Origin of the sequence: Tessaracoccus aquimaris, from assembly GCF_001997345.1 — a bacterium.
Classification (GTDB): domain Bacteria; phylum Actinomycetota; class Actinomycetes; order Propionibacteriales; family Propionibacteriaceae; genus Arachnia; species Arachnia aquimaris.
On sequence record NZ_CP019606.1, the window covers coordinates 2149338 to 2170454 of the forward strand.

General features: G+C 69.1%; 17 protein-coding genes. 3 read left to right on the plus strand and 14 right to left on the minus strand.

Annotated elements, in window-relative coordinates; all coding sequences use genetic code 11:
• Positions 1-28: 28 nt before the first annotated feature.
• Positions 29-511, minus strand: a complete 483-nt coding sequence (locus BW730_RS10035) for an NUDIX hydrolase (protein ID WP_077686122.1) — start codon at positions 509-511, stop codon at positions 29-31.
• A 128-nt stretch (positions 512-639) separates the two neighbouring features.
• Here BW730_RS10035 and BW730_RS10040 point away from each other — a divergent pair, with 128 nt between their 5' ends.
• The gene (locus tag BW730_RS10040) at positions 640-993 is read left to right on the plus strand and encodes a hypothetical protein (protein WP_145952803.1); all 354 of its coding nucleotides are present in this window, start codon (positions 640-642) and stop codon (positions 991-993) included.
• Here the strand turns inward: BW730_RS10040 and BW730_RS10045 are convergent.
• The 10 genes from BW730_RS10045 to BW730_RS10090 all read right to left on the minus strand — a co-directional run bounded on the left by BW730_RS10045 (position 983) and on the right by BW730_RS10090 (position 14391).
• Positions 983-2101 carry a class I SAM-dependent methyltransferase gene (locus tag BW730_RS10045; RefSeq protein ID WP_077686124.1) on the minus strand — a complete coding sequence of 373 codons (1119 nt, stop codon included), beginning with the start codon at positions 2099-2101 and terminating at the stop codon, positions 983-985. The two genes, BW730_RS10040 and BW730_RS10045, sit on opposite strands and share 11 nt — an antisense overlap.
• Before the next feature lie 577 nt (positions 2102-2678).
• Positions 2679-4403: an ABC transporter ATP-binding protein gene (locus tag BW730_RS10050; protein WP_077686125.1), complete on the minus strand. Its 1725-nt coding sequence runs from the start codon at positions 4401-4403 to the stop codon at positions 2679-2681.
• Positions 4404-4412: 9 nt separating this feature from the next.
• On the minus strand, positions 4413-5393 hold the full coding sequence (locus tag BW730_RS10055) for an ABC transporter permease (protein ID WP_077686126.1): 981 nt from the start codon (positions 5391-5393) through the stop codon (positions 4413-4415).
• 9 nt (positions 5394-5402) lie between these two features.
• Positions 5403-6923 carry an ABC transporter permease gene (locus tag BW730_RS10060; RefSeq protein WP_077686127.1) on the minus strand — a complete coding sequence of 507 codons (1521 nt, stop codon included), beginning with the start codon at positions 6921-6923 and terminating at the stop codon, positions 5403-5405.
• A gap of 162 nt (positions 6924-7085) precedes the next feature.
• Positions 7086-8951, minus strand: coding sequence for an ABC transporter family substrate-binding protein (locus tag BW730_RS10065; protein WP_077686128.1), 1866 nt, complete (start codon positions 8949-8951; stop codon positions 7086-7088).
• Between the two features lie 148 nt (positions 8952-9099).
• Positions 9100-10143 (minus strand): tRNA (adenosine(37)-N6)-threonylcarbamoyltransferase complex transferase subunit TsaD, encoded by a 1044-nt coding sequence (gene tsaD / locus BW730_RS10070; protein ID WP_077686129.1) that lies wholly within the window; start codon positions 10141-10143, stop codon positions 9100-9102.
• Positions 10136-10621 (minus strand): GNAT family N-acetyltransferase, encoded by a 486-nt coding sequence (locus BW730_RS10075; protein ID WP_158522590.1) that lies wholly within the window; start codon positions 10619-10621, stop codon positions 10136-10138. The genes tsaD and BW730_RS10075 overlap by 8 nt, the downstream gene beginning before the upstream one ends.
• Positions 10618-11262 carry a tRNA (adenosine(37)-N6)-threonylcarbamoyltransferase complex dimerization subunit type 1 TsaB gene (gene tsaB / locus BW730_RS10080; RefSeq protein WP_077686131.1) on the minus strand — a complete coding sequence of 215 codons (645 nt, stop codon included), beginning with the start codon at positions 11260-11262 and terminating at the stop codon, positions 10618-10620. The genes BW730_RS10075 and tsaB overlap by 4 nt, the downstream gene beginning before the upstream one ends.
• Positions 11259-12179 carry a tRNA (adenosine(37)-N6)-threonylcarbamoyltransferase complex ATPase subunit type 1 TsaE gene (gene tsaE, locus BW730_RS10085; protein WP_077686132.1) on the minus strand — a complete coding sequence of 307 codons (921 nt, stop codon included), beginning with the start codon at positions 12177-12179 and terminating at the stop codon, positions 11259-11261. Before tsaE ends, tsaB begins: the two co-directional genes overlap by 4 nt.
• Positions 12180-12192: 13 nt before the next feature.
• Positions 12193-14391 carry a DEAD/DEAH box helicase gene (locus BW730_RS10090; protein WP_077686133.1) on the minus strand — a complete coding sequence of 733 codons (2199 nt, stop codon included), beginning with the start codon at positions 14389-14391 and terminating at the stop codon, positions 12193-12195.
• Positions 14392-14599: 208 nt separating this feature from the next.
• Between BW730_RS10090 and BW730_RS10095 the strand changes: the two genes are divergently transcribed.
• A complete protein-coding gene (locus BW730_RS10095) occupies positions 14600-15736 on the plus strand; it encodes a glycosyltransferase family 4 protein (RefSeq protein WP_077686134.1) in 1137 nt (378 codons plus the stop codon).
• A gap of 311 nt (positions 15737-16047) precedes the next feature.
• On the opposite strand, the gene BW730_RS10100 is transcribed toward BW730_RS10095, so the two are convergent.
• Complete coding sequence (locus BW730_RS10100) at positions 16048-17436, minus strand: NAD(P)H-hydrate epimerase (RefSeq protein WP_077686135.1); 1389 nt, start codon at positions 17434-17436, stop codon at positions 16048-16050.
• On the minus strand, positions 17433-17783 hold the full coding sequence (locus BW730_RS10105; protein WP_077686136.1) for a holo-ACP synthase: 351 nt from the start codon (positions 17781-17783) through the stop codon (positions 17433-17435). The genes BW730_RS10100 and BW730_RS10105 overlap by 4 nt, the downstream gene beginning before the upstream one ends.
• Before the next feature lie 224 nt (positions 17784-18007).
• Here BW730_RS10105 and BW730_RS10110 point away from each other — a divergent pair, with 224 nt between their 5' ends.
• Complete coding sequence (locus BW730_RS10110; protein WP_077686137.1) at positions 18008-19132, plus strand: hypothetical protein; 1125 nt, start codon at positions 18008-18010, stop codon at positions 19130-19132.
• A gap of 66 nt (positions 19133-19198) precedes the next feature.
• Here BW730_RS10110 and glmS read toward each other — a convergent pair whose 3' ends face one another.
• Positions 19199-21031, minus strand: coding sequence for a glutamine--fructose-6-phosphate transaminase (isomerizing) (gene glmS / locus BW730_RS10115; RefSeq protein WP_077686138.1), 1833 nt, complete (start codon positions 21029-21031; stop codon positions 19199-19201).
• Between the last annotated feature and the right edge of the window lie 86 nt (positions 21032-21117).

A 21117-nucleotide genomic window follows, 5' to 3' on the forward strand; every position in this document is an offset into this window, starting at 1 on the left:
GGGACACGCGGGGCTCCTTCGAACGTTGTCAGAGGAACGTTACCTGCCAGCCGGTGCTGTTCCCGCCGTCGTAGGGGATCACGCCGTGGAACTGGCGCACCTCCTCGTCGAAGACCAGCGGCAGGAAGTGCCGGTCACCGTCCCACATGGGAAGGTCCATCATGGTGGCGACGTCGTGCCAGGCGAGCGTGCCCTCCTCGTTGGCCTCGGGGATCTCGCCGGTGAAGCCTGTGACGAGGAAGACGAACCCGAACACGTCCCTGCCGTTGAACCCAGGCCAGGAGACGGTGCCCCTCAACTCGAGTTCGGTGGCCTCGATGCCCGCCTCCTCGCGGAGTTCCCTGCGGATCGCGGCGACGACGTCCTCGTCCCTCTCGACCTTCCCGCCGAGCCCGTTGTACTTGCCAAGTTGCTCGTCCGAGTCGCGGGCGATCCGGTGCACGAGCAGCACCCGACGGCGCTCCGGGTCGGTAACGTAGGCGAGCGTCGTCAGTTCGGGTGCGAAGGCCATGCCAGCGACGATAGTGGCGGGCACACCTTTCGACCAGGTTCGCCACCCTTCCCCACCCTGGCGACGTCAAGCCGGTTAACTGGTCGCAGCACGGGGCGCTTCCCCGGAGCCGGCCGCAGGAGGACATCGTGACGCAACCGGTTCGACCGCCCGCGGCCGTGAGCGAGGCCCTACCCAGCGCGCTCGGCGCGGTCGGCCTTGCCCTCGGCGTCGTCTCGGCGTTGGGGATGCTCTTCGGGGTCACCATGGTCGCCTCGCTCGCCGCTCAGGCCGCCGAGGGCGCCATGGGGTTCGATCCACCCCTCGGCCTGAGCATCTGGATGCCCCTGGTCAGCATCGCTGAAGTCCTCGGGAACGTCGCGATGGCCGTGTCGATCGTCGCGATCGTCCTTGACCGGGGTCGTCGGATGGCCATCGGCGGGCTCATCCTTGCCATCATTGCGGTCCTTTTCCAGGCGAACGCGGTGTTCGCTACCTTCTGACGCGGTGGGCGAAGATCGCCTTGGTGCCCTCGACGGTGCGGGCCAGGATCAGCGTCGCGGCGGCCTTGCCCTTCGGCCTCAACTGCCTGCGCAGCGCCGCGGGGTCGACGTCGATGGCGCGCTTCTTGATCTCCAGCGTCCCGATCCCGCCTTCTGCGACGTAGCGGCGCACGGCCCGCACGTCGAAGGGCAGCACCGAGTCGACCGCGAAGGTGGTCGCGAACGGCGAGTCGACGGGCTCGTCCGAGCTCAGGTAGGCCGTGTGCGGGTCGAGCAGCCACAGGGGCTGGCCGGGCGCGACCTCTGAGATCAGCCCCGCGCGGATCACGGCCCCGTCCGGCTCGATGACGTAACCGCCGACCGGCGCGACGTCCAGGTCCCGCTCGGCGGGCCCTTCGAGTTCGTGCGGCAGCACCACGGCCTCGACACCGACGGGCAGCCGGTTCCAGAGTGTTGCCTCCACCACGTCGCCGTGCTCGCTGACCCACCCGGAGCGCGCTCCCTGCGGGATCAGCTCCTTCGGGACTCCGGGGGCCAGCTTGACGCACACGAACCGCTCCGATGCGAGGGCGTCGAGCACGAACTCCCAGGGCGGGGTGAAGTCGGCGACCTGCCACGTCCGGCCCCGCGCGGTGCGGCGTGCCGGGTCGAGGAACACCGCGGCGCCGTCGGGAAGGCGCTGCTCCTCCGCGAGACCAACGCGGGCCTCTCCCCCGCCGACGAGCGCCAGGTTGTGGGCAGCGACCTCCGCGGTCGCGGGATCCGCGTCGACGGCGACCACGCGCAGGCCCGCCTCCGCGAACGCCATCGAGTCCGCGCCGATGCCGCAGCCCAGGTCCCAGACCTCCGTGACCCCCGCTGCGACGAACCGTGCGGCGCGCCAGCGGGCGACCGCCTGCCGGCTGGCCTGCTCGAGGCCGTCGCGGGTGAAGAGCATCTCGTCGGCGCGGGAGAACTTGGACCGGCCCTTTCTGCGCAGGGCGACCTGTCCGAGCGCCCACGCGGCGTCGTCGACGCCGAAGTCGCGCCTCAGCCGCTCGCCCGCCGCAAGCGAACCGGGGTCGGGCTCGCGCATCGCCGCGGCCAGCGCCTCGTCCCGGAAACCCATGCGCGTCACCCTAGCGCGACGGGCCGGCCTCGCATCGCCGCTGCTGTGTCAGGGGGACGTTCGTCGAGCCGTGGCCGTTCGTCGAGCCGTGGCGCCGTTCGTCGAGCCGTGGCGCCGTTCGTCGAGCCGTGGCGCCGTTCGTCGAGCCTGTCGAGACGTCCGAGACCATTGCGCGGTTTCGGACCCTTCGACACGGGCGCACGACTCCGTCGGCGGCCCTGCTCAGGGAACGGACCAGACGCGACGTCCTCGGCATCCCTGCTCAGGGAACGGACCGGCGCACGACCTCCGCGACCCCCGTTCGTCGAGCCTGTCGAGACGTCCGAGACCACTGGGCGGAATCGGACCCTTCGACACGGGCGCACGACTCCGTCGGCGGCCCTGCTCAGGGAACGGGGACCGGCGCACGACTCCGTCGGCGGCCCTGCCCAGGGAACGGGGACCGGCGCACGACTCGGTCGGTCGCCCTGCTCAGGGAACGGGGACCGGCGCACGACTCCGTCGGCGGCCCCGCTCAAAGATCGAGACAGACGAATCGGGCGCCGACGGTGACCGTCGGCGCCCGATTCGGGACTGCTTACTGACCCAACTCGCGGGTGTCGAGCTCGACCACCGTGTCGCCGAGCGACTTGAGCAGCGCGTGGCGCTCCTCGCGGCGGGTCTTCTGCTCGATCGGGTCCGGGACGGGGGCCGCAGCCAGGAGGCGCTTGGTGTACTCCTCCTGGGGGTTCAGCAGCACCTGGTCGCGGGTGCCCCGCTCGACGATCTTGCCGTACTGCATGACGACCACGCGGTGGGCGAGGGCGTCGATGACTGCCAGGTCGTGCGAGATGAACAGACACGCGAACCCGAAGTCGCGCTGCAACTCGGTGAACATCGCCAGCACCGACGCCTGCACGGACACGTCAAGCGCCGAGGTGGGCTCGTCGGCGATCAGGATCTCGGGACGCAGCGCCAACGCGCGCGCGATGGAGACGCGCTGACGCTGGCCGCCGGAGAGCTCGTGCGGGTACCTGTTGTAGGCGCTGCGCGGCAACTGGACGGCCTCGAGCAGTTCGTGGACGCGGTTCTCGCGCTCCTTCTTGGTGCCGATCCCGTGCACGCTGAGCGGCTCCGAGATGACGTCGCCGATCGGGAAACGCGGGTTCAGCGACGCGGCGGGGTCCTGGAAGATGACGCCGATGCGCTTGCGCAACGCCTTCATCTCCGCGCCCCGCATCGCGAGCAGGTCCTCGCCAAGCACGTCGACCGCCCCCGAGTGCGACGGGATCAGCCCGAGCAGCGCCCGGCCGATGGTCGACTTGCCGGAGCCGGACTCGCCCACCAGGCCGACGATCTCGCCGCGCTTCACGTCGAAGCTGACATCGTCGACGGCACGGAAGGGCTTCTTGCCCGCCCGCTTGTACTCGACGATCAGGTCGCGCACCTCGAGCGCCGTCTCGGCGCCCTCCGCGACCGGCGCCGGCGGAACTCCGAACTGGCCCGGCCCCTCACCGAGGTGCGGGACGGCCGAGAGCAGCTTCTTGGTGTACGGGTGCTGCGGGTTGAGCAGCACGTCGGTGACCGGGCCGCGCTCGACGACGTTGCCCTTGAACATCACGGCGACGTTGTCCGCCATGTCCGCGACCACGCCCATGTTGTGCGTGATCAGCAGGATGCCGGTGTTGAGCTTGTCCTTCAGCGAGCGCAGCAGGTCGAGGATGTCGGCCTGCACCGTCACGTCGAGGGCCGTGGTCGGCTCGTCGGCGATGATCACCTCGGGGTCGCAGGCCAGCGCCATCGCGATCACGACGCGCTGGCGCATGCCGCCGGAAAGCTCGTGCGGGAACTGGCTGACGCGACGCTCGGGCGCCGGGATGCCGACGGCGGCCAGCAGGTCGATGGCTCGTGCCCACGCCTCGCGACCGAACGCGACGCCGTGCACCTCCATCGACTCGGTGAGCTGCTCGCCGATCTTGATGACGGGGTTCAGCGCCGTCATCGGCTCCTGGAACACCATCGCGACGCGGCGGCCGCGGATGGCGCGCAGTTCACGGCCGGAGAGGTCGCCCACGACCTTGTCGTCGACAACGGTCTCGCCGGTGATCCGGGCCGTCTTGGGCAGCAGGCCGAGCGCGGTGGTCGCCGTCACGGACTTGCCGGAGCCGGACTCGCCGACCAGCGCCATGACCTCGCCGGGCTCGACGCTGAGGGTCAGCCCCTTCACCGCGTGAACGGTGCCGAACTCGGTCTTGAACTGGACGTCGAGGTTGTCGAACTTGAGCGCCGGGTGTTCCCCGGTGAAGATCTTCTGTTCAGTCATGTCGGAACCTCAGTCCATCTGCTGACGGGGATCGAACGCGTCTCGCAGGCCGTCACCGATGAAGTTGATGCACAGCGAGAACACGAGGATGAACATGCCGGGGATCCAGAACAGCCACGGGCGGCCCGTCAGCGCCGTCTGGTAGGTGCTCACGAGCAGGCCGAGCGACGTGTCGGGGGCCTTCACGCCGAACCCGAGGAACGACAGGGCCGTCTCGGTGAGGATCGCCGCGGAGATCAGCAGCGTCGCGTTGACGACGATGGTGCCGAGCGCGTTGGGCAGGATGTGGCGCACGATGATGCGCGGGCCAGGCGTGCCGAGCGCGCGCGCCGCCATCACGAACTCGCGTTCGCGCAGCGACAGCACCTCGCCACGCACCAGGCGGGCGAGACCCGTCCAGGACACCAGCGCGAGGACGACGGCAAGCATCACGATGTTGCCGCCGGTCATCCGGCCGAGCACCGCAGCGAGCACGAGCGTCGGGATGATGATGAACAGGTCGGTCATGCGCATCAGGAAGGCCTCGGTGATGCCGCGGTAGAAGCCCGCGATAGCGCCGATGGACGTGCCGATGACGGTGGCCATGATGCCGACGGTGAAGGCGATCAGCAGCGACTGCTGCACCCCGCGCATCACGAGCGCGAAGTAGTCCTTGCCCGTGGTGTCCTGCCCGAAGGGGTGCTCACCGATCGACGGCGGCCAGAACGTGATGGTCGGCTCGCCGTTGCCGATCTTCGGGTAGGTGTCGACGAACGTCTTGCCCCACCAACCGGGGATCGGCCCGTAGCCGATCGACGTGAGGGCGAGCAGGATGATGAAGATCAGGATGACCAGCGACACCATCGCGGCCTTGTGGCGCACGAAGCGCCTGCGGACCAACTGGCCCTGCGAGTACGACTTCGTGTTGGTGGTCTCGACGTCGTCCTCGATGGAGAACATCTTGTCGGTATCGGGCTCGATGGAGGGCATCGTGTTATTTGGATCACTCATGGCCGGCTCCTATCGCGCGATCCGCGGGTCGAGGAAGGCGTAGGCGATGTCCGCTACCAGGTTCATCAGCACTGCCGCCGTTCCTGTCACCAGATAGAACGCCATCACGGGTGGTGGATCCACCGCGTCGAGACCGACCTTGAACAAGTTGCCCATGCCCTGCCAGCCGAACACGGACTCCGTGATGACCGCACCGCCGATCAGCGCCGCGAAGTCGAACGCGACGATCGTGGCGAGCGGGATCAGCGAGTTACGGAACGCGTGGCGCGTGATGACCTTGCGCTCCGAGACGCCCTTGGAGCGCGCGGTGCGGATGTAGTCCTGGTTCAGGACGTCCAGCATCGAGGCTCGGGTGTAGCGCGTGTACCCGGCCACCGAGATCAGCGTCAGCACGATCGTCGGGAGGATCAGGTGCGTGGCGCCGTCGATGAAGTGGCCCCAGTACGTCGAGTCGAAGTTCGGGGTGACCGAGCCGATCGTGGGGATCGGGCGGGAGATCTGCTTGAGGTAGGCGTTCCAGTTGCTGAGCATCAGGTCCGCGATGCCTGCACCCGAGGCGATGATCCCCACTGCGACGGAGGCGGTGATCGCCTGCTTCCTGGAGAATCCGCCGAATACAAGGCCGCAGGCGACCGCAAGCAGGATGGCCGCGAGGAAGCACAGCAGCAGCATCGGGGTGGATGGGGTCTTCATCAGGAAGCCCCGCATGATGGCGTAGCCGGCGATGGCGACAATCGCTGTCGCGCCGATCGCGTTGCGGACCCGCTTGTTCTGCGGGCCTGAGGTCAGCATCAGCACGATGACGGCCGCGGCGATCACGAGCACCGCGTACAGCGGAATGCCGAGCATCGGGCGCCGGAACCACTGCACGGCAGAGAAGTAGAACAGGGCGCCCGCGAAGACGGCGGCGGCGATGCCGAAGCTTGCGAGACGGCGCTTCCACGAGCCACCTGCCGCGGCCGCGAGGATGAACGCCAGCACGACCGATATGCCGATGACTTGTAATGGTGTGAATTGGGCCTTGACGATCCAGTTGTTGAACTCGATGGCCGCGTAGTGCTTCAGCAGCACCGCAGCCCAGAAGACTGGGAGCGAGAAGAACACGAAGGCCATGAAGGTGACCGCGTAGTCGAAGCCGCTGTACTGGCGGATCGCAGTGAGGATACCGAGCGAGATGCCGATCACGATCGCGAGGATCGTGGCGATGACGACGAGCCTCAGCGTTGAGCCTGCCGCCTGCTGCACCAGGTCGCCGACGTTGCGACCCTTGATGTCCTGACCGAGGTCGCAACTGCCCGTGAAGCACTTGCCGACTCCGCTGAGCCAATCCCAGTAGCGCTCATACCACGGCTTGTCGAGGCCCATATGGGCGATGCGCTGCTTGATGAGGTTGTCGCGGTTGGGGGCGTTCGACTCCCGATACTCGGCGAGCGGGTCGCCCGAGTTGATCGTGAGCACGAACATCAACAGCGAGCCGAGCACGAGGATCAACAAGGAGATCCCCAGGCGTTTCGCGATGTATCTGATCACTAGTGGTCCTTCGGATAACAGAAGACGGCCCCACGGCTAGCGGCAGGCCAATCGTTGGCCGATCATACGCCAGGTGAGGTGAGGTGACGAGCCGAAACGCGAGGGGGCAGGTGGCTCGTGCCACCTGCCCCCACGCGTGTCACTGACTCATGGAGTCAGAGATCAGCTCATCACCCACTGCGGCGCGTTCCAGACGATCTGGTCCTGCGTCGAGGTGGGACGGATGTTCTGGACCTTGGCGTCAGCGGCCGACAGACCCGGGTGAGCGAACAGCGGGATGCCGAACAGCGTGTCCCACAGTTCCTTCTCGATGATCTTGGTCTGCTCGGTCTGCTCCTTCTCGTCGAGCGTCGCGGCGAGCTTGCCCCACGCCTCGTCGACGGTCTTGTTGGAGTACTCGCCGTAGTTCTGCGCCTTGTTGGTGGCGTAGATGTTCTGGCCCGAGGCGATCTGGCCGGAGCCAGCCCAAGCGAACAGCGCGACCTCGTAGTCACCGTTCGGCATCTCCTTGTCGAAGAAGGTGGCCGAGTTGGAGTCGATGACGTTGAAGCCGGCGTCCTTGCAGGAGGCCGCGATCTGGGCGACCTGGTCGGCGCGACGCTGGTTGCCAGCGCGGTAACCGATGCGGACGTCGATCGGGGTCTTCACGCCGGACTCGGCGATCTTGGCCTTGGACTTCTCGATGTCGACCTTGTCGTACTCGCCGTTGTAGGCAGCCTTGACGACCTCGTCGTACTTGGGCTCCTGGAACGGGAAGACCTCGCGGGCGTTCATGACGACCGAGTTCTCGTTGATCGGCTTGATCAGGTTGTCGACGATCTCCTGGCGGGGAACGCAGTAGGCGAACGCCTGGCGAAGGGCGAGGCCGCCCATGCCCTCACCGTCGGAGAACACGTTGTTCGGACGGAAGTTGAAGTCCAGGTGCTCCCAGGTCAGGGTGTCGTAGGTCTCGACCTTGACGGTGTCGCCGATGGCCTGAAGCTGACCGAGGGTGTCGACGGTGGGCTGCGGGCCGATGACCTGAACCTCACCGTTCTGCAGGGCCTGAGCCATCTGCGCGTCCTCGATGAAGCGGAAGATCAGGTTCTTGGTGCCCGCAGGGGTGCCCCAGAACTTGTCGTTGGCCTCGAGCGTGAGGGAGTTGCCGGCCTGCCAGCCGCCTTCCTTCAGCTTGTAGGGGCCCGAGGAGGGAATCTCGGAGGCGTCGGGCAGCTGGCCACCCTCGAACATCCAGCCGGTGTTCCAGAACTCGGCGACCTTCTTGACGGTGGCGGCGTCGCGATCCAGGATCGCCTTGGCCAGCGCATCGGGCTCGAGGCCGGACTTCGTGGCGGCGACGTGTGCCGGAAGGGCGGAGCCGATCAGCAGCTTGAAGTCGGGGTACTTCTCCTTGTAGACGACCTTGAAGGTCTTGGAGCCGACCTCGCCCTCGGGGCCCTCGAGCACGAACTCGGCGAACGACGAGGAGACGTGGTCGAAGACCGGCGCCGCGTCGGGGTTCTCGCCGTTGGCGTAGCCGGGGGCCAGGAACTCGGGGTTCTGGGCGGCCCAGTCGAGGAGGTAGTCGTTGATGGTGACGGGGGTGCCGTCCGACCACACGGCCTTATCGGAGATGGTGTACTCGACGGTCAGCGGGTCCTCAGAGGTCACCTTGTAGGAGCCGAACTCGGTGTTGTCGCAGATGGTGCCATCGGTGCCGAAGTAGATGAAGCTCGAGAACATGTGGGCGGCAACGCCCGAGTTGTACGTCGAGTAGGTCTTCGAGGTGACCGAGTTGTAGCCGTTCCAGTCGCCGGGGCCACCGGTGTAGCCGATATCCCCATCCTTGGTCTCGGTGATGCCGACGTCCTGGAGGCAGGACGCGGGGCCTGCGGCCTCGCCGCCACCGCCGCCGGTGGGGCTCTGGGTCGCGGCGGGCGAGTTGCCGGGAGCCGGGGTGTCGTCCGTTTCAGGGCTGGTGCATGCGCCCAGCAGCAGCGCGCTGCTCAGCACGAGGCCGAGTCCTGCGCTCGTTCGCCTGAACTTCATTGAATCTCCTTGTCGTAGACCGACGGAAAGGGGCCACTCAACGGGCCATCGTGATTCTGGACCTTAGCGAGTTCACGTTCAAATCCGAAAGGGCTCAGGCGATTTGACACCATATCGTTACCGAGTTGTTGCCCGACCAGGGGTCGTGCTAGACGACGATCGTCGACACTGGAAGGCCAGAATTCGCCGAGAATCCGACCCCGGAAGGACCGACGCCGGAGGCGATCGCCTCGCTGGCCACTGCGGCGATCATGGCGCCGTTGTCGGTGCAGAGCGCGGGGCGCGGGCGGCGCAGTTCGATGCCCACCGCAGTTGCGCGCTCCTCGAGCAGCGCGCGGAGCCGGGAGTTGGCCGCCACTCCCCCGCCGATCAGGATCGAGTTGACGCCGAGGTGCTGCGCGGCGTCGACCGTCTTGGCCGTCAGGACATCGCAGACGGCCTCCTGGAAGCTTGCCGCGACGTCGTTGACCGGCACGTCCAGGCCGTCGAGGCGGCGCTGCTCGACCCACCTGGCGACGGCCGTCTTGAGGCCGGAGAAGGAGAAGTCGAAGCGGTGCTTCTCCATGTCGTGGCGGGCCGTCAGCCCACGTGGGAAGCGGATCGCCGTCGGGTCGCCGTCGGTGGCCGCCTTGTCGATCACCGGGCCGCCCGGGTAGGGAAGGCCGAGGATGCGGGCCACCTTGTCGTAGGCCTCGCCCGCCGCGTCGTCGATGGTCGAGCCGACCTCGGTGATGTTGGTGGCGATGTCCTCGACGTGGAGCAGCGACGTGTGGCCGCCCGAGACGAGCAGCGCGAGCGACGGCATCGGCAGCGGCCCGTGGTCGAGCAGGTCGACGGCGACGTGCCCGACGAGGTGGTTGACGCCGTAGAGGGGCTTGTTGAGATAGGCGGAGAGCGCCTTCGCGGACGCGATCCCGACGACGAGCGCCCCCATCAGGCCGGGACCGGCCGTTACGGCGACGGCGTCGAGGTCGGCGAGGTCGACGTCCGCGGTCGCCGCGGCGCGCTCGAGGGCAGGCACCAGCGCGGACAGGTGGGCGCGGCTGGCGACCTCGGGAACGACGCCCCCGAAGCGGACGTGCAGGTCGACGGAACTGGCGACCTCGTTCGCGAGCAGCGTGCGGCCGCGCACGATGCCGACGCCCGTCTCGTCGCAGGAGCTTTCGAGTCCGAGAACCAGCGGCTCAGTCATCCATGTCCTCCATGTCCCACATGCCGACGGAGTCGGCGTCGACGCCCTCGAGGCAGCGCTCAAGCACGAGCGCGTGGGCCCCGGGGCCGTAGTAGTCGGCGCGGCGGGCGACCTCACGGAAGCCGTAGCCGCGGTACAGCGTGATGGCGGGCTCGTTGGTGTGTTCGACCTCGAGCAACATCCGGGTGGCACCCTTGCAGATCGCCCACTGCAGCCCGGACACGAGCATCACGCGGGCGAAGCCGAGGCGACGCTGATCGGGCGCGACCACGATGCGGTGCAGGTCGGCGACGTCATCGACCAGTTGGAAACAGGCCACGCCTACCGTCTCCCCCGACTCGCGCCGGGCGATCAGCACGAACCGCCCGTCGCCCTCGAGTTCGCGGCGCCACGACTCGTCGGACCAGCGCACGTCGAAGCTCGACTCGAGATCGAGGATGGCGGCGAGGTCGGAGACCTTCGCGGGCTCGACGATCATCGCGCCCGCAACCGCGGCAGGGCCGACTTCGGCTTGCCCGGCACCGCCGCGTCGGCGGGGCGCAGATAGTAGGGCTCGTCGCCCGCGGCCTCCAGGTTGCTCCATTGGGACGCGAGCACGCCCGGGTCGAGCGCATCGGGGCCCTGCAGGTCGAACAGGCCGCGGTAGGCCTCGGGGACGGCGCCCGCCACCGGAAGCTTCGGCAGCGCCTCGGGCGCGCTGACCTGCGGGGCGCCCTGCGGCGTGCCGTCGGCCGAGTAGCTGCGCCAGTACAACTCCTTGCGGCGCGCGTCGGCCGCGACCACGAAGGCCTCGGGGGCGCCAAAGTCGGCGAACTGCCGGGCGACGACGTCGAGGGAGCAGACGCCGTGCGGCGTGCGGCCCGCGGCGTAGGCGAGGGTCCAGGCGGTGGCGACGCCGACGCGCAGCCCCGTGAACGGGCCTGGGCCCATCCCGACGGCGAACTCGTCGATGTCGGTCAGCGCGATGCCGACGGAGTCACACGCCTTGAGCACGAGCGGCAGCAGTTCCTCGACGTGGGCGCGGGTGTCCGCGACGATCTCGCGCGCGGCGATCTTCCCGCCGTGTGCCAACCCGACGGCGACGTAGTGGCTCGTGTCGATGCCAAGGGTCCACCTCACGGCTGCCTCCTCAGGTCGTCCAGCGCCCCGGCCCAGCGTGGGCCCACGCCGGTCAGGAAAACGGTGCGCTCGTCGCTGCTCTGCCCCCGCAGGATGTCGATTTCCAACCGGTCATCAGCCAGCCATTCGGCCAGCCCGCTTCCCCACTCGATGAGGGTGACGGCGTCGGACAGCGACGCGTCGAGGTCGATGTCGGCCAGTTCGGAGGCGGCGCCGAGCCGGTACGCGTCGACGTGCACCAGCGCAGGACCAGCAGCCTTGGGCGGGTGGACGCGGGAGATGACGAAGGTGGGCGAGATGACGGGGCCCTGCACGTCGAGCCCCTCCCCGATGCCCTGCGTGAGCGTCGTCTTGCCTGCGCCGAGGTCGCCGGTGGCGACGATCACGTCACCGGCGCGCAGCAGGCCCGCCAGCCGACGGCCGAGGTCGCGCATGTCGTCGGCGGTTGGCACGTCGAGCACGACCGGCAGGTCCCGGCCCATCCACACCCCGTGGGGCGCAGGCTCGAGGACCTCGAAGCCGTGCTCGGTCCACCAGCCGATCAGCTCGGGGAACTCGGTCCTGGCGACGAGCCTGGCGCGGCGGGCGCCCAGGTCGGCCGCGACGGTGAGCGCCGAGGCGATCATGTCGCGCGCGACTCCGTGGCCGGCCGCCTCAGGCACCACCGACACCCTGCGGAGCGTGACGGTGTCGCCGTCGAGTTCCAGCAGCACGCCTGCGACCATCCTGCCGTCTGCCTCCACCACGACGCCCGTGCCCTCGACGAGGTCGCGCTCGATGTCGGCGACCTCGTCGGAGAGCGCGTCGGCGGGCGGGTCGACCGGCCTGCGGGCCGAGAACGCCTCCCGGATGACGCGCAGCAGTTCGGCGGCGTCGGCGGGCGTTGCCACCCGCACGGTGAGTTCAGCAGATTCCATAGCGCACGCGATCTTAGTAGCGCGGGCCCCTGCGCTGCGGGCGGTAACCACCGCGGCCACGCTGGCCGTCGGGACGGCGGCGCTGCTGCTGCTTCGGGGCGATCAGGCGCTGGTAGTCCTCTTCGGCGATCGAGACCCCCGACGTGGGGCGGGCGCCGGTCGCGTCGCGCAGTTCGGGCGTGCCCGGCTCGACGTCGATCGGCTCGGCGCCGACCCCGGCCTGGCCGAGCAGGCGGCGGGCAAGCTTGCGCTGGTGCGGAAGCACGACGGTCGCCACGACACCCTCGTGGCCTGCGCGGGCGGTGCGGCCGGCGCGGTGCAGGTAGTCCTTCGAGTCGTGCGGCGGGTCGACCTGCAGCACGAGCGTCACGTCGTCGACGTGGATGCCGCGGGCCGCGACATCGGTGGCCACCAGCACGGGGACGCTTCCCTCGCGGAACGCCGTCAGGATGCGGGCGCGGGCGCCCTGCGTCAGGCCGCCGTGCAGCGCGCCTGCCATCACACCCGCCTCGCGGAGCTGGGCGGCGATGCGGTCGGTGCCCATCTGGGTGCGGGCGAACAGGACGGTGCGACCCTCGCGGTTGGCGATCTCGGCCGTGACCTGGTTCTTGTGGTGCGGCTTCACGAGCAGCGGGCGGTGCACCATGGTGGTCACCGATGCCTTCTCGGAGTCGACCTCGCGGGTGACCGGGTCGTGCAGGTACTGCCTGACGAGCTTGTCGACGGCGTCGTCAAGGGTCGCCGAGAACAGCAGCTTCTGGCCCTCGCCGGTGGCGTCGAGCAGCGTGCGGACGTCGGTCATGAAGCCGAGGTCGGCCATGTGGTCGGCCTCGTCGAGCACGGTGATCTCGACCTGGCTGAGGTCGGCGGCACCCTGCTCGAGCAGGTCGATCAGGCGACCGGGGGTCGCCACTACGACGTCGACGCCGCGCTCGAAGGCGCGCAACTGCGGGCCGTAGGACATGCCACCGGCGATCAGCGTCAGGTCGATGCCGACGGCGGCGGCCAGCGGAGAAAGGTTGTCGGCGATCTGCAGGGCCAACTCGCGGGTCGGCGTCAGGATCATGGCGCGCGGCGAGCCGACGGCGGTGCCCTGGGCGAGCCTGGTGAGCAGCGGAAGGCCGAAGGCGAGCGTCTTGCCGGAGCCGGTGCGGCCGCGGCCGAGCACGTCGTGGCCGGCGAGCGCGTCGCCGATGGTGGCCGACTGGATCGGGAAGGGCTCGGTGATGCCCTGGCTGGCGAGGACGCGCACCAGCGGCTCGGCGACACCCAGTTCGAAGAAGCCGGACGCGACGTCGCCCTGGACGCCCTCGACGGTCGTGGCGCTCCAGCTCATCTGGTCGGCCTCGGACTCGAAGCCCTGCGCCTCGAAGTCGTTGCCCCTGCGGTCGTCGCGGCGGCGGTCCTCGCGACCGCGCGGCTCGTGGTTGCGGCGGGTGTCGAAGCGGGGACGGTCGGAGGCGCGACGCTCGCCACGCTCGTGGCGGTAGCCGCCCTCGCGGCGGTCGTCGCCGCCCTCGCGACGGTCCTGGAACCGGTCATCGCGCTTGTACCTGTCATCGCGGTTGCCCGAGTACCGGTCGTCGCGGCCACCCGAGTAGCGGTCGTCGCGGCCCCGGTTGCTGGAGTAGCGGTCGTCGCGACCACCCGAGAAGCGGTCGTCACGGCGGCGGTCGTCGAAGTTACGGTCGTCGCGGCGGCCCTGGAAGCGGTCATCGCGGCCCCGGTTGCTGGAGTAGCGGTCGTCGCGACCACCCGAGAACCGGTCGTCACGGCCCCTGCTGTCGGAGGAGCGATCATCGCGCCCACGGTCGTCGCGGAACCCGGAGGAGCGATCGTCGCGGCCACGGCCGCGGTCGTCGCGCGAGAAACGGTCGTCGCGGCCACGACCCGAGAACCGGTCGTCGCGACCGCGGCTCGAGTAGCGGTCGTCGCGGCCACGGCGATCGTCGCCGCGTCCACCGTCGCGCTCGCCCCGGTCGTCACGACGGTCCTGGGACCGGTCGTCGCGGCCCCTGGAGCCGCTGTCGCGACGCTCTTCGCGTGGCTGGGTCTTGGGGGTGTCGCCGAACTGCAGCGCCCGGCGCTGCTTGCGGTTCATCGCGCCGCCTGCGGGGGCGTCGAAGCCGCCGCCCTTGCGTCGCGACGGGTTCTTGCCCTTCGCCGCGCGCTTCTCTGTCGACCAACGTGCCTTCTGGCGTGGTGCATTCATCTTGCTTGTGTGTCCTAGCACTGGGAGTCCGCCCGCAAAGTGTCGCGGGTTCGCGCCCGTTCATCTGTCACGCGGGCGTAGCTCGCCTCGGCCGGGCCGTATAAGTGTACGCGAATAGGACCGGATTAAACGAACCGTCAGGTGAGCGTCACCTGGTGTTGTCCTTCGCGTGGTCCGGCATTTACGCCGATCGGAGTAGCATGGGGGCGTGCGAGTGGCGATAGTTGCGGAGTCCTTTCTCCCGCAGTTGAACGGAGTCACCAACTCGGTTCTCAGAATCCTCGAGCATCTGAAGGCGAACGGACACCAGGCGATGGTGATCGCTCCGCAGGACGGCGACAGGACCCCCGACCAGTACTGCGGCTTCCCCGTCGAGGCCGTCAATTCCATCGGCCTACCGTTCTACGACCAGGTGCGTGTCGTGACGACGACGTCGTCAACGCTTGAACGTCTTCTCACGAACTTCCAGCCCGACGTGGTACATCTTGCAGCCCCGTTCATCGTCGGATACAAGGCCGCCTCGGTCGCGGCGAAGCTGGGCATCCCCATCGTCGGCATCTATCAGACCGAGGTGCCGACCTATGCGGCACGCTACGGATTCCCCCAGGTGACGCCGATCCTGTGGCACCAGGTGCGCCGGGTCCACTCGCTCGCGACGCTGAACTTCGCCCCGTCGACGTTCGCCCGCGATCAGTTGGTCGCCCAGGGGATCCCGCGCGTCGGGGTGTGGGGCCGAGGCGTCGACTCGGTGCGGTTCACGCCCGCCAAACGCTCACCCGACCTTCGCTCACAGTTCGCCCCGAACGGCGAGAAGGTGATCGGCTACATGGGCAGGCTCGCGACCGAGAAGCGCGTCGAGGACCTGCTTGCGATCGCCGACGTGCCGGGCACCCGGCTCGTCGTGATCGGCGACGGCCCGCTGCGCGGCCAGTTGGAGTCGAGCCTTCCCGGGGCGCTGTTCCTGGGCCAGTTGACCGGCGATGACCTCCCCCGGGCGATGGCGAGCCTCGACCTGTTCGTGCACCCGGGCGAGATGGAAACCTTCTGCCAGGCCATCCAGGAGGCGAAGGCCTCCGGCCTGCCGGTGATCGCCCCGCGCCGCGGCGGCCCCATCGACCTGATCGACCCGTCGCGCACGGGATGGCTGTACGAGCCGGGCGACCTGCGCGGCATGCGCGCCCGCGTCGAGGACCTGGTCGGCGACGACCACAAGCGCCAGGCCTTCGGCCGCGCCGCCCGCGCCTCGGTGCTCGCCCGGACGTGGGACAACGTCTGCGACGAACTGATCGGCCACTACTGGAAGGCGATCGGGATGTCGGTGCGCGGGGAGCAGTTCGCCGCCTGACCGGTCACCGCCCGGCGCCCAGCGCTCGGGGTCCCCTGCGCTCGGTGCGGGCGCGAGTTTGAGCATGTTTGGTTGCTCGTTGCCGTTCCAAGCCTGTTTGAACGTTCATACCGGAAACGACTTACCAGACATGCTCAAGGAACCAGCAGAGCCGACCGTCACCAGCATGGTCGGATCGGCCCGACCGGGACGCTAGGGGGCTCGGGGAGGGCGCCGACTTGAGCATGTTTGGTTGCTCGTTGCCGTTCCACGCCTGTTTGAACGTTCACAGCGAAACGAGTTACCAAACATGCTCAAGGAACCGCCCGGGCTCACCTCGCGGCGGCGAGCTCCGCGATCACCGCAGGCATCCGGGCAGACAGCTCGTCGGGCGTGTATGGCCCCGGGTTGCGGGCGGCGGTCATCGCCTGGATGCTCGCCCCGAGGACGCCCGCCTTCCATGCAGGAAGGCCCGAGGCCAGCAGCGCGCCACAGATGCCCGCCAGGACGTCGCCGGAGCCGGCGCGCGCCGTCCACGCCGGGCCGGGCACCGCGATCGTGACGCGACCCGACAGTTCGGCGACGTACTGCGTCGCCCCCTTCAGCAGGACCGCGGCACCGGTCGTCCGGGCGACCTCGCGAACGCACTCCAGCGGCTGCGATTCGACGTGTGCCCTGGTGCAGCCGAGGATGCGGGCAAGTTCGCCCGCGTGCGGCGTCAGCAGCCAGCCGTCCAGGCGACCAGAGGGCAGGCTGTACAGCGCGTCGGCGTCCACGACTGCGGGAAGTTGGTGCAGCTTCGCCCACTCGACGCGCGACTCGGCGTTGTCCCTGTCACCCCAGCCCGACCCGAGCACCGTCGCCTCGGCGCGACCGTCGCCGATCACGACGCTCGGGAAGCGCGACATGATCAGCCCTGACGGCGCCCGCCCCGCGTAGCGGACCATGCCTGCGCCAACGTGCAGCGCGCCTGCGCAGCTCAGCAGCGCCGCGCCGGGGTAGCTCTCCGAGCCGGTGTCGAGCACGAGGACGCCGCGTGAGTACTTGTCGGAGCGCGCGCCGGGGACGGGCCACCAGGCGGCGATGTCTGACTCCTCCGCCGCCCGCAGCATGGTCGGCTCGGCGTCGATGCCGATGTCGGCGACGTGCAGCACTCCGCACCTCGACGCGGCCGGGTTCAGCACGTGGCAGGGCTTCGGGGCACCGAACGTGACGGTGTGGTCGGCCTGGAAGCTCGGATGCACCCTGGCGTCGTCGGCTCCCAAGCCGGAGGGCAGGTCGACGGCGACGACAGGGACGCCCTGCGCCTGACAGGCCGCGGCGAACGTCTCGACCTCGGCGGGAAGGCCCGGGCGCGACCCGAGACCCGTGACGGCGTCGACGACGACGGAACACTCGGCGAGCGCCTTGATCGCGCCGACGGCGTCCACCTCCTGCGCCCCCGCCACGACGGCGGCCTCCAGGCCCGCCTCGTGGGCCGAGCCCATGGCCAGCCAGACGAGCACCGGGCGATGCGCCGCGAGTCGGGCGGCCGCAAACAGCCCGTCTCCCCCGTTGTTGCCCTGCCCGACTGCCACCAGCACCGTCCCCGTCGGCACGACCGCGTCCGTGACCCGGGCGACCGCCTGAGCGGCCCGTCCCATCAGGTCGACGTCCGGCTCGGCGTCGAAGACGCGCTGCTCGGCGGCACGCAGTTGCTTCGCGGTGAGGATCTGCCTCATTTCTCACACACCACCATCGTCGTCGCATAGTCGCCGTCGTGGCTGATGCTGAGGTGGATGCGCTCGATCCCCAGTTCCTCGATCCTGGCGCGGACGGTTCCGCTCGCCACGAACGAGGGCACCCCGTCGTCGGTCTTGACGACCTCGCAATCGAGCCAGCGCATCCCTCCCGGCGAGCCGAGCGCCTTGGCGAGCGCCTCCTTCGCCGAGAACCGGGCGGCCTGCGACTCGACGGAGAGTTCCAACTCGCGCTCCGTCAGCAGTCGCTGCGCGATGCCCGGGCGGCGCGCCAGCATCTCCTCAAACCGGTCGATCACGACGAGGTCGGTGCCGATGCCCACGATCATGGCCTCACCCTACTGTCGCGGCGCCTCCCGTTCGCCGGTGACCGCCGATCGCCCCGGGCGGGTCCGGTCTTCGGGATCCGCCGACCGAGCGCGCCCCGTCTCCGACGGTCATTGACCCGCTGACGATCGCGAAAGGGCGGCCATAAGGTGCTCCTCGGCCTCGACCTGGGGCGACGTTCCGCGGGTTACCTGCGGCCCGTAGCATGACGACCGAGGAGTCGAAAATGGCAGCGTCGCCCCGCCCACTGACCCGAACGGCGCTCGGGTGCCTCGTGGCATGTATCGCGCTGGCGGGTTGCTCGCTGCCCCAGAACCGGTTCCCCCTGGTCGATCTGCCTGGCAAGCCTCCGACGGCGGAGCTGAGCGCCGCCGCGCCCCCGCAGACGTGCCTGGTCGACCTGACGGTGCCCGCCGAGGATTTCCTCCCCGACGCCGGTGTGGTCCTACGCCACGGGGACCTCACCATCACCCATGCCGACCGCCGGCTGTCGTGGCACATCGGCGAGGACTCGGGCGACTTGTACGTCAGCCCTCCGCTCGAGACGCCCGATCCGGACGGCTGGGACGGCGACCGGATCAACTCGACGCCGCAACTCAGCGGCGATTGGGTGCTGTTCACCACCGCCGACACGCTCTGGGCGGGCGCCGACCAGCAACTCTACGGCTGGAACATGCGCACCCCGTCGACCCCTCCGGTCCTGATCGCCTCATCGGTCGGGTTGTTCGACGCCCGCGGCCCGCTCGTCGTCTGGACGACAGGCACGGCCGCCGACGACATCACGATCACGCTCACCGACCTGCAGAACTCGACCACCCGAAGGCTCGTCACGGGGGCGGTCATCTCCCCGGTGCTGCTCGACGACGACACCGTCGTGTGGAACGCGGGGCGCGGTGACGGGCCAAGGTGGTTGGCGGGCATCGAACTGGCCGCAGGCGGGGACTGGAAGCCGCCCAGCGAGATCGGCGCCCTCGACGCCTGGGAGATCGCGGCCGACGGCGAGACCTTCGCGATCGTGTCGCGCGACCCCGACCACACCTACTCGCTGCGGGTCTGGAGGCCAGGTTGGGGCGAGGGCGTGCTGCTGCACAGCGCCGAGCAGTGGATCTGGCTCGACTCAGACGATGTCGACGGCGACTTTGTCAGCTACTCGGTCTCCCGACCCGACGGCGACGGCGAGGACGAGTACCTCATCTTCAACGCGGCCACCGGCGTCGCGCACCGCTACCACAACGGCTGGGGCTGGGCGCGCTTCCAGGACGGCGCCCTGCTGCTGAGCGTCGCCGACCTCCGCGGACCCGTCCAGACGGCGGCCATCGACCTGACGCGCTTCACCTCCGCCACCTGCTGACTTCCCCCCAAACGGCCGACGGCGCCGCCCAGATGGACGGCGCCGCGGCTTCCGGGCAGTGGGCGGCTACTCGACGGTGACCGACTTGGCGAGGTTGCGCGGCTGATCGACGTCGTGGCCCTTCACGGTTGCCAGTTCGCAGGCGAACAGTTGCAGCGGGATGATCGCGACCATCGGCTGCAGCAGCGTCGAGACCTTCGGCAGTTCGATGAGCGTGTCGGTGACGGCGCGGGCCTCCTCGTCGTCGGCCTCCGCGAGCACGATGGTGCGGGCGCCCCTGGCGCGCACCTCTGCGATGTTGGAGATCACCTTGTCACGCAGTTGGTCGCGGCCCTTGGGCGGGACGACCACGAACACCGGGAGATCCTGTGAGATCAGGGCGATGGGGCCGTGCTTGAGCTCGCCCGCCGCGAACCCCTCGGCGTGGATGTAGGCCAGTTCCTTGAGCTTCAGCGCCCCCTCGAGCGCGCTCGGGTAGCCGACGTGGCGGCCGAGGAACAGCACGGAGGTCGCGTCAACCAGTTCCTCGGCCAGGTCGTAGACCGTCGACTTCGCGTCGAGCATCTTCTGGATCGCCTCGGGCATCCGCTCCAGTTCGGAGAGCAGCGCGGCGATCTCGTCGCCGTACTTCATGCCGCGCACCTGGGCGAGGTACAGCCCGAGCAGGTAGCAGGCGACCAACTGGGTGGTGAACCCCTTCGTGGAGGCGACGCCGATCTCGGGGCCAGCGTGGGTGTAGATGACGGCGTCGGACTCGCGCGGGATGGTCGCACCGTTGGTGTTGCAGATCGCGATCACCTTGGCGTGCTGCTCCCTGGCGTGCCGGATCGCCATCAGGGTGTCGGCGGTCTCGCCGGACTGCGAGATGGTCACCACGAGCGTCATGGGGTCGATGATCGGGTCGCGGTAGCGGAACTCGGAGGCGAGCTCGACCTCGCACGGGATCCGGGTCCAGTGCTCGATGGCGTACTTGGCGACGAGGCCCGCGTAGAAGGCCGTGCCGCACGCCACGATGACGATCTTGTTGACGCGGCGCAGCAGCTCAGGGCTCATCCGCAGCTCGTCGAGTTGCAGCTCGCCCTTGTCGTTGAGGCGGCCGAGCAGCGTGTCCGAGACGGCCTTCGGCTGCTCGAAGATCTCCTTGCGCATGTACCAGTCGAAGCCCTGCTTCTGCGCGGCCTCAAGGTCCCAGTCGACGTGGAAGGCCTTGGTCTCGGCGGGTGCTCCGTCGAAGGTCGTCACGTTGACGCCGTCGCGGGTCAGCTCGACGATCTGGTCCTGGCCCAGCTCGATCGCGTCGCGGGTGTAGGCGATGAACGCGGCGACGTCGGAGGCGAGGAAGTACTCCCTCTCACCGACGCCCACGACGAGCGGGGAGTTGCGGCGGGCGGCGACGATGCGGTCGGGGTCCTGAGCGTCGACCGCCACGAGCGTGAAGGCGCCCTCCAGCTTCTCGACGACGGCGCGCATCGCGTCAACGAGGCCCTTGCCTGACTCGACCTCGCGGAGCATCAGGTGGGCCGCGACCTCGGAGTCGGTCTCGGAGGCGAACTCGACGTCGCCGAGTTCGGCCCGCAACTGGTCGTGATTCTCGATGATGCCGTTGTGCACGATCGCGACGCGGCCCGCGACGTGCGGGTGCGAGTTCTGGTCGGTGGGCGCGCCGTGCGTCGCCCAGCGGGTGTGGCCGATGGCCACGGAGGTCGGAGGCAGCGGGCGGGCCGCGATCTCCTCCTCAAGGTTGCTGATCTTGCCTGCGCGTTTGCGCCACTCGATCGCCCCTTCGACGGGCATCGCCACGCCTGCGGAGTCATATCCGCGGTATTCAAGTCGACGCAGCCCACTGAGCACCACGTCGAGTCCGTCACGGTCACCTAGGTATCCAACGATTCCACACACGGCGAGAAATGTACATCATGATTGAGCACTTCTTGACATTGACGCTCCGATGTCTCCGCAAGTTGCATCGGGGCCGGAAATGTGCC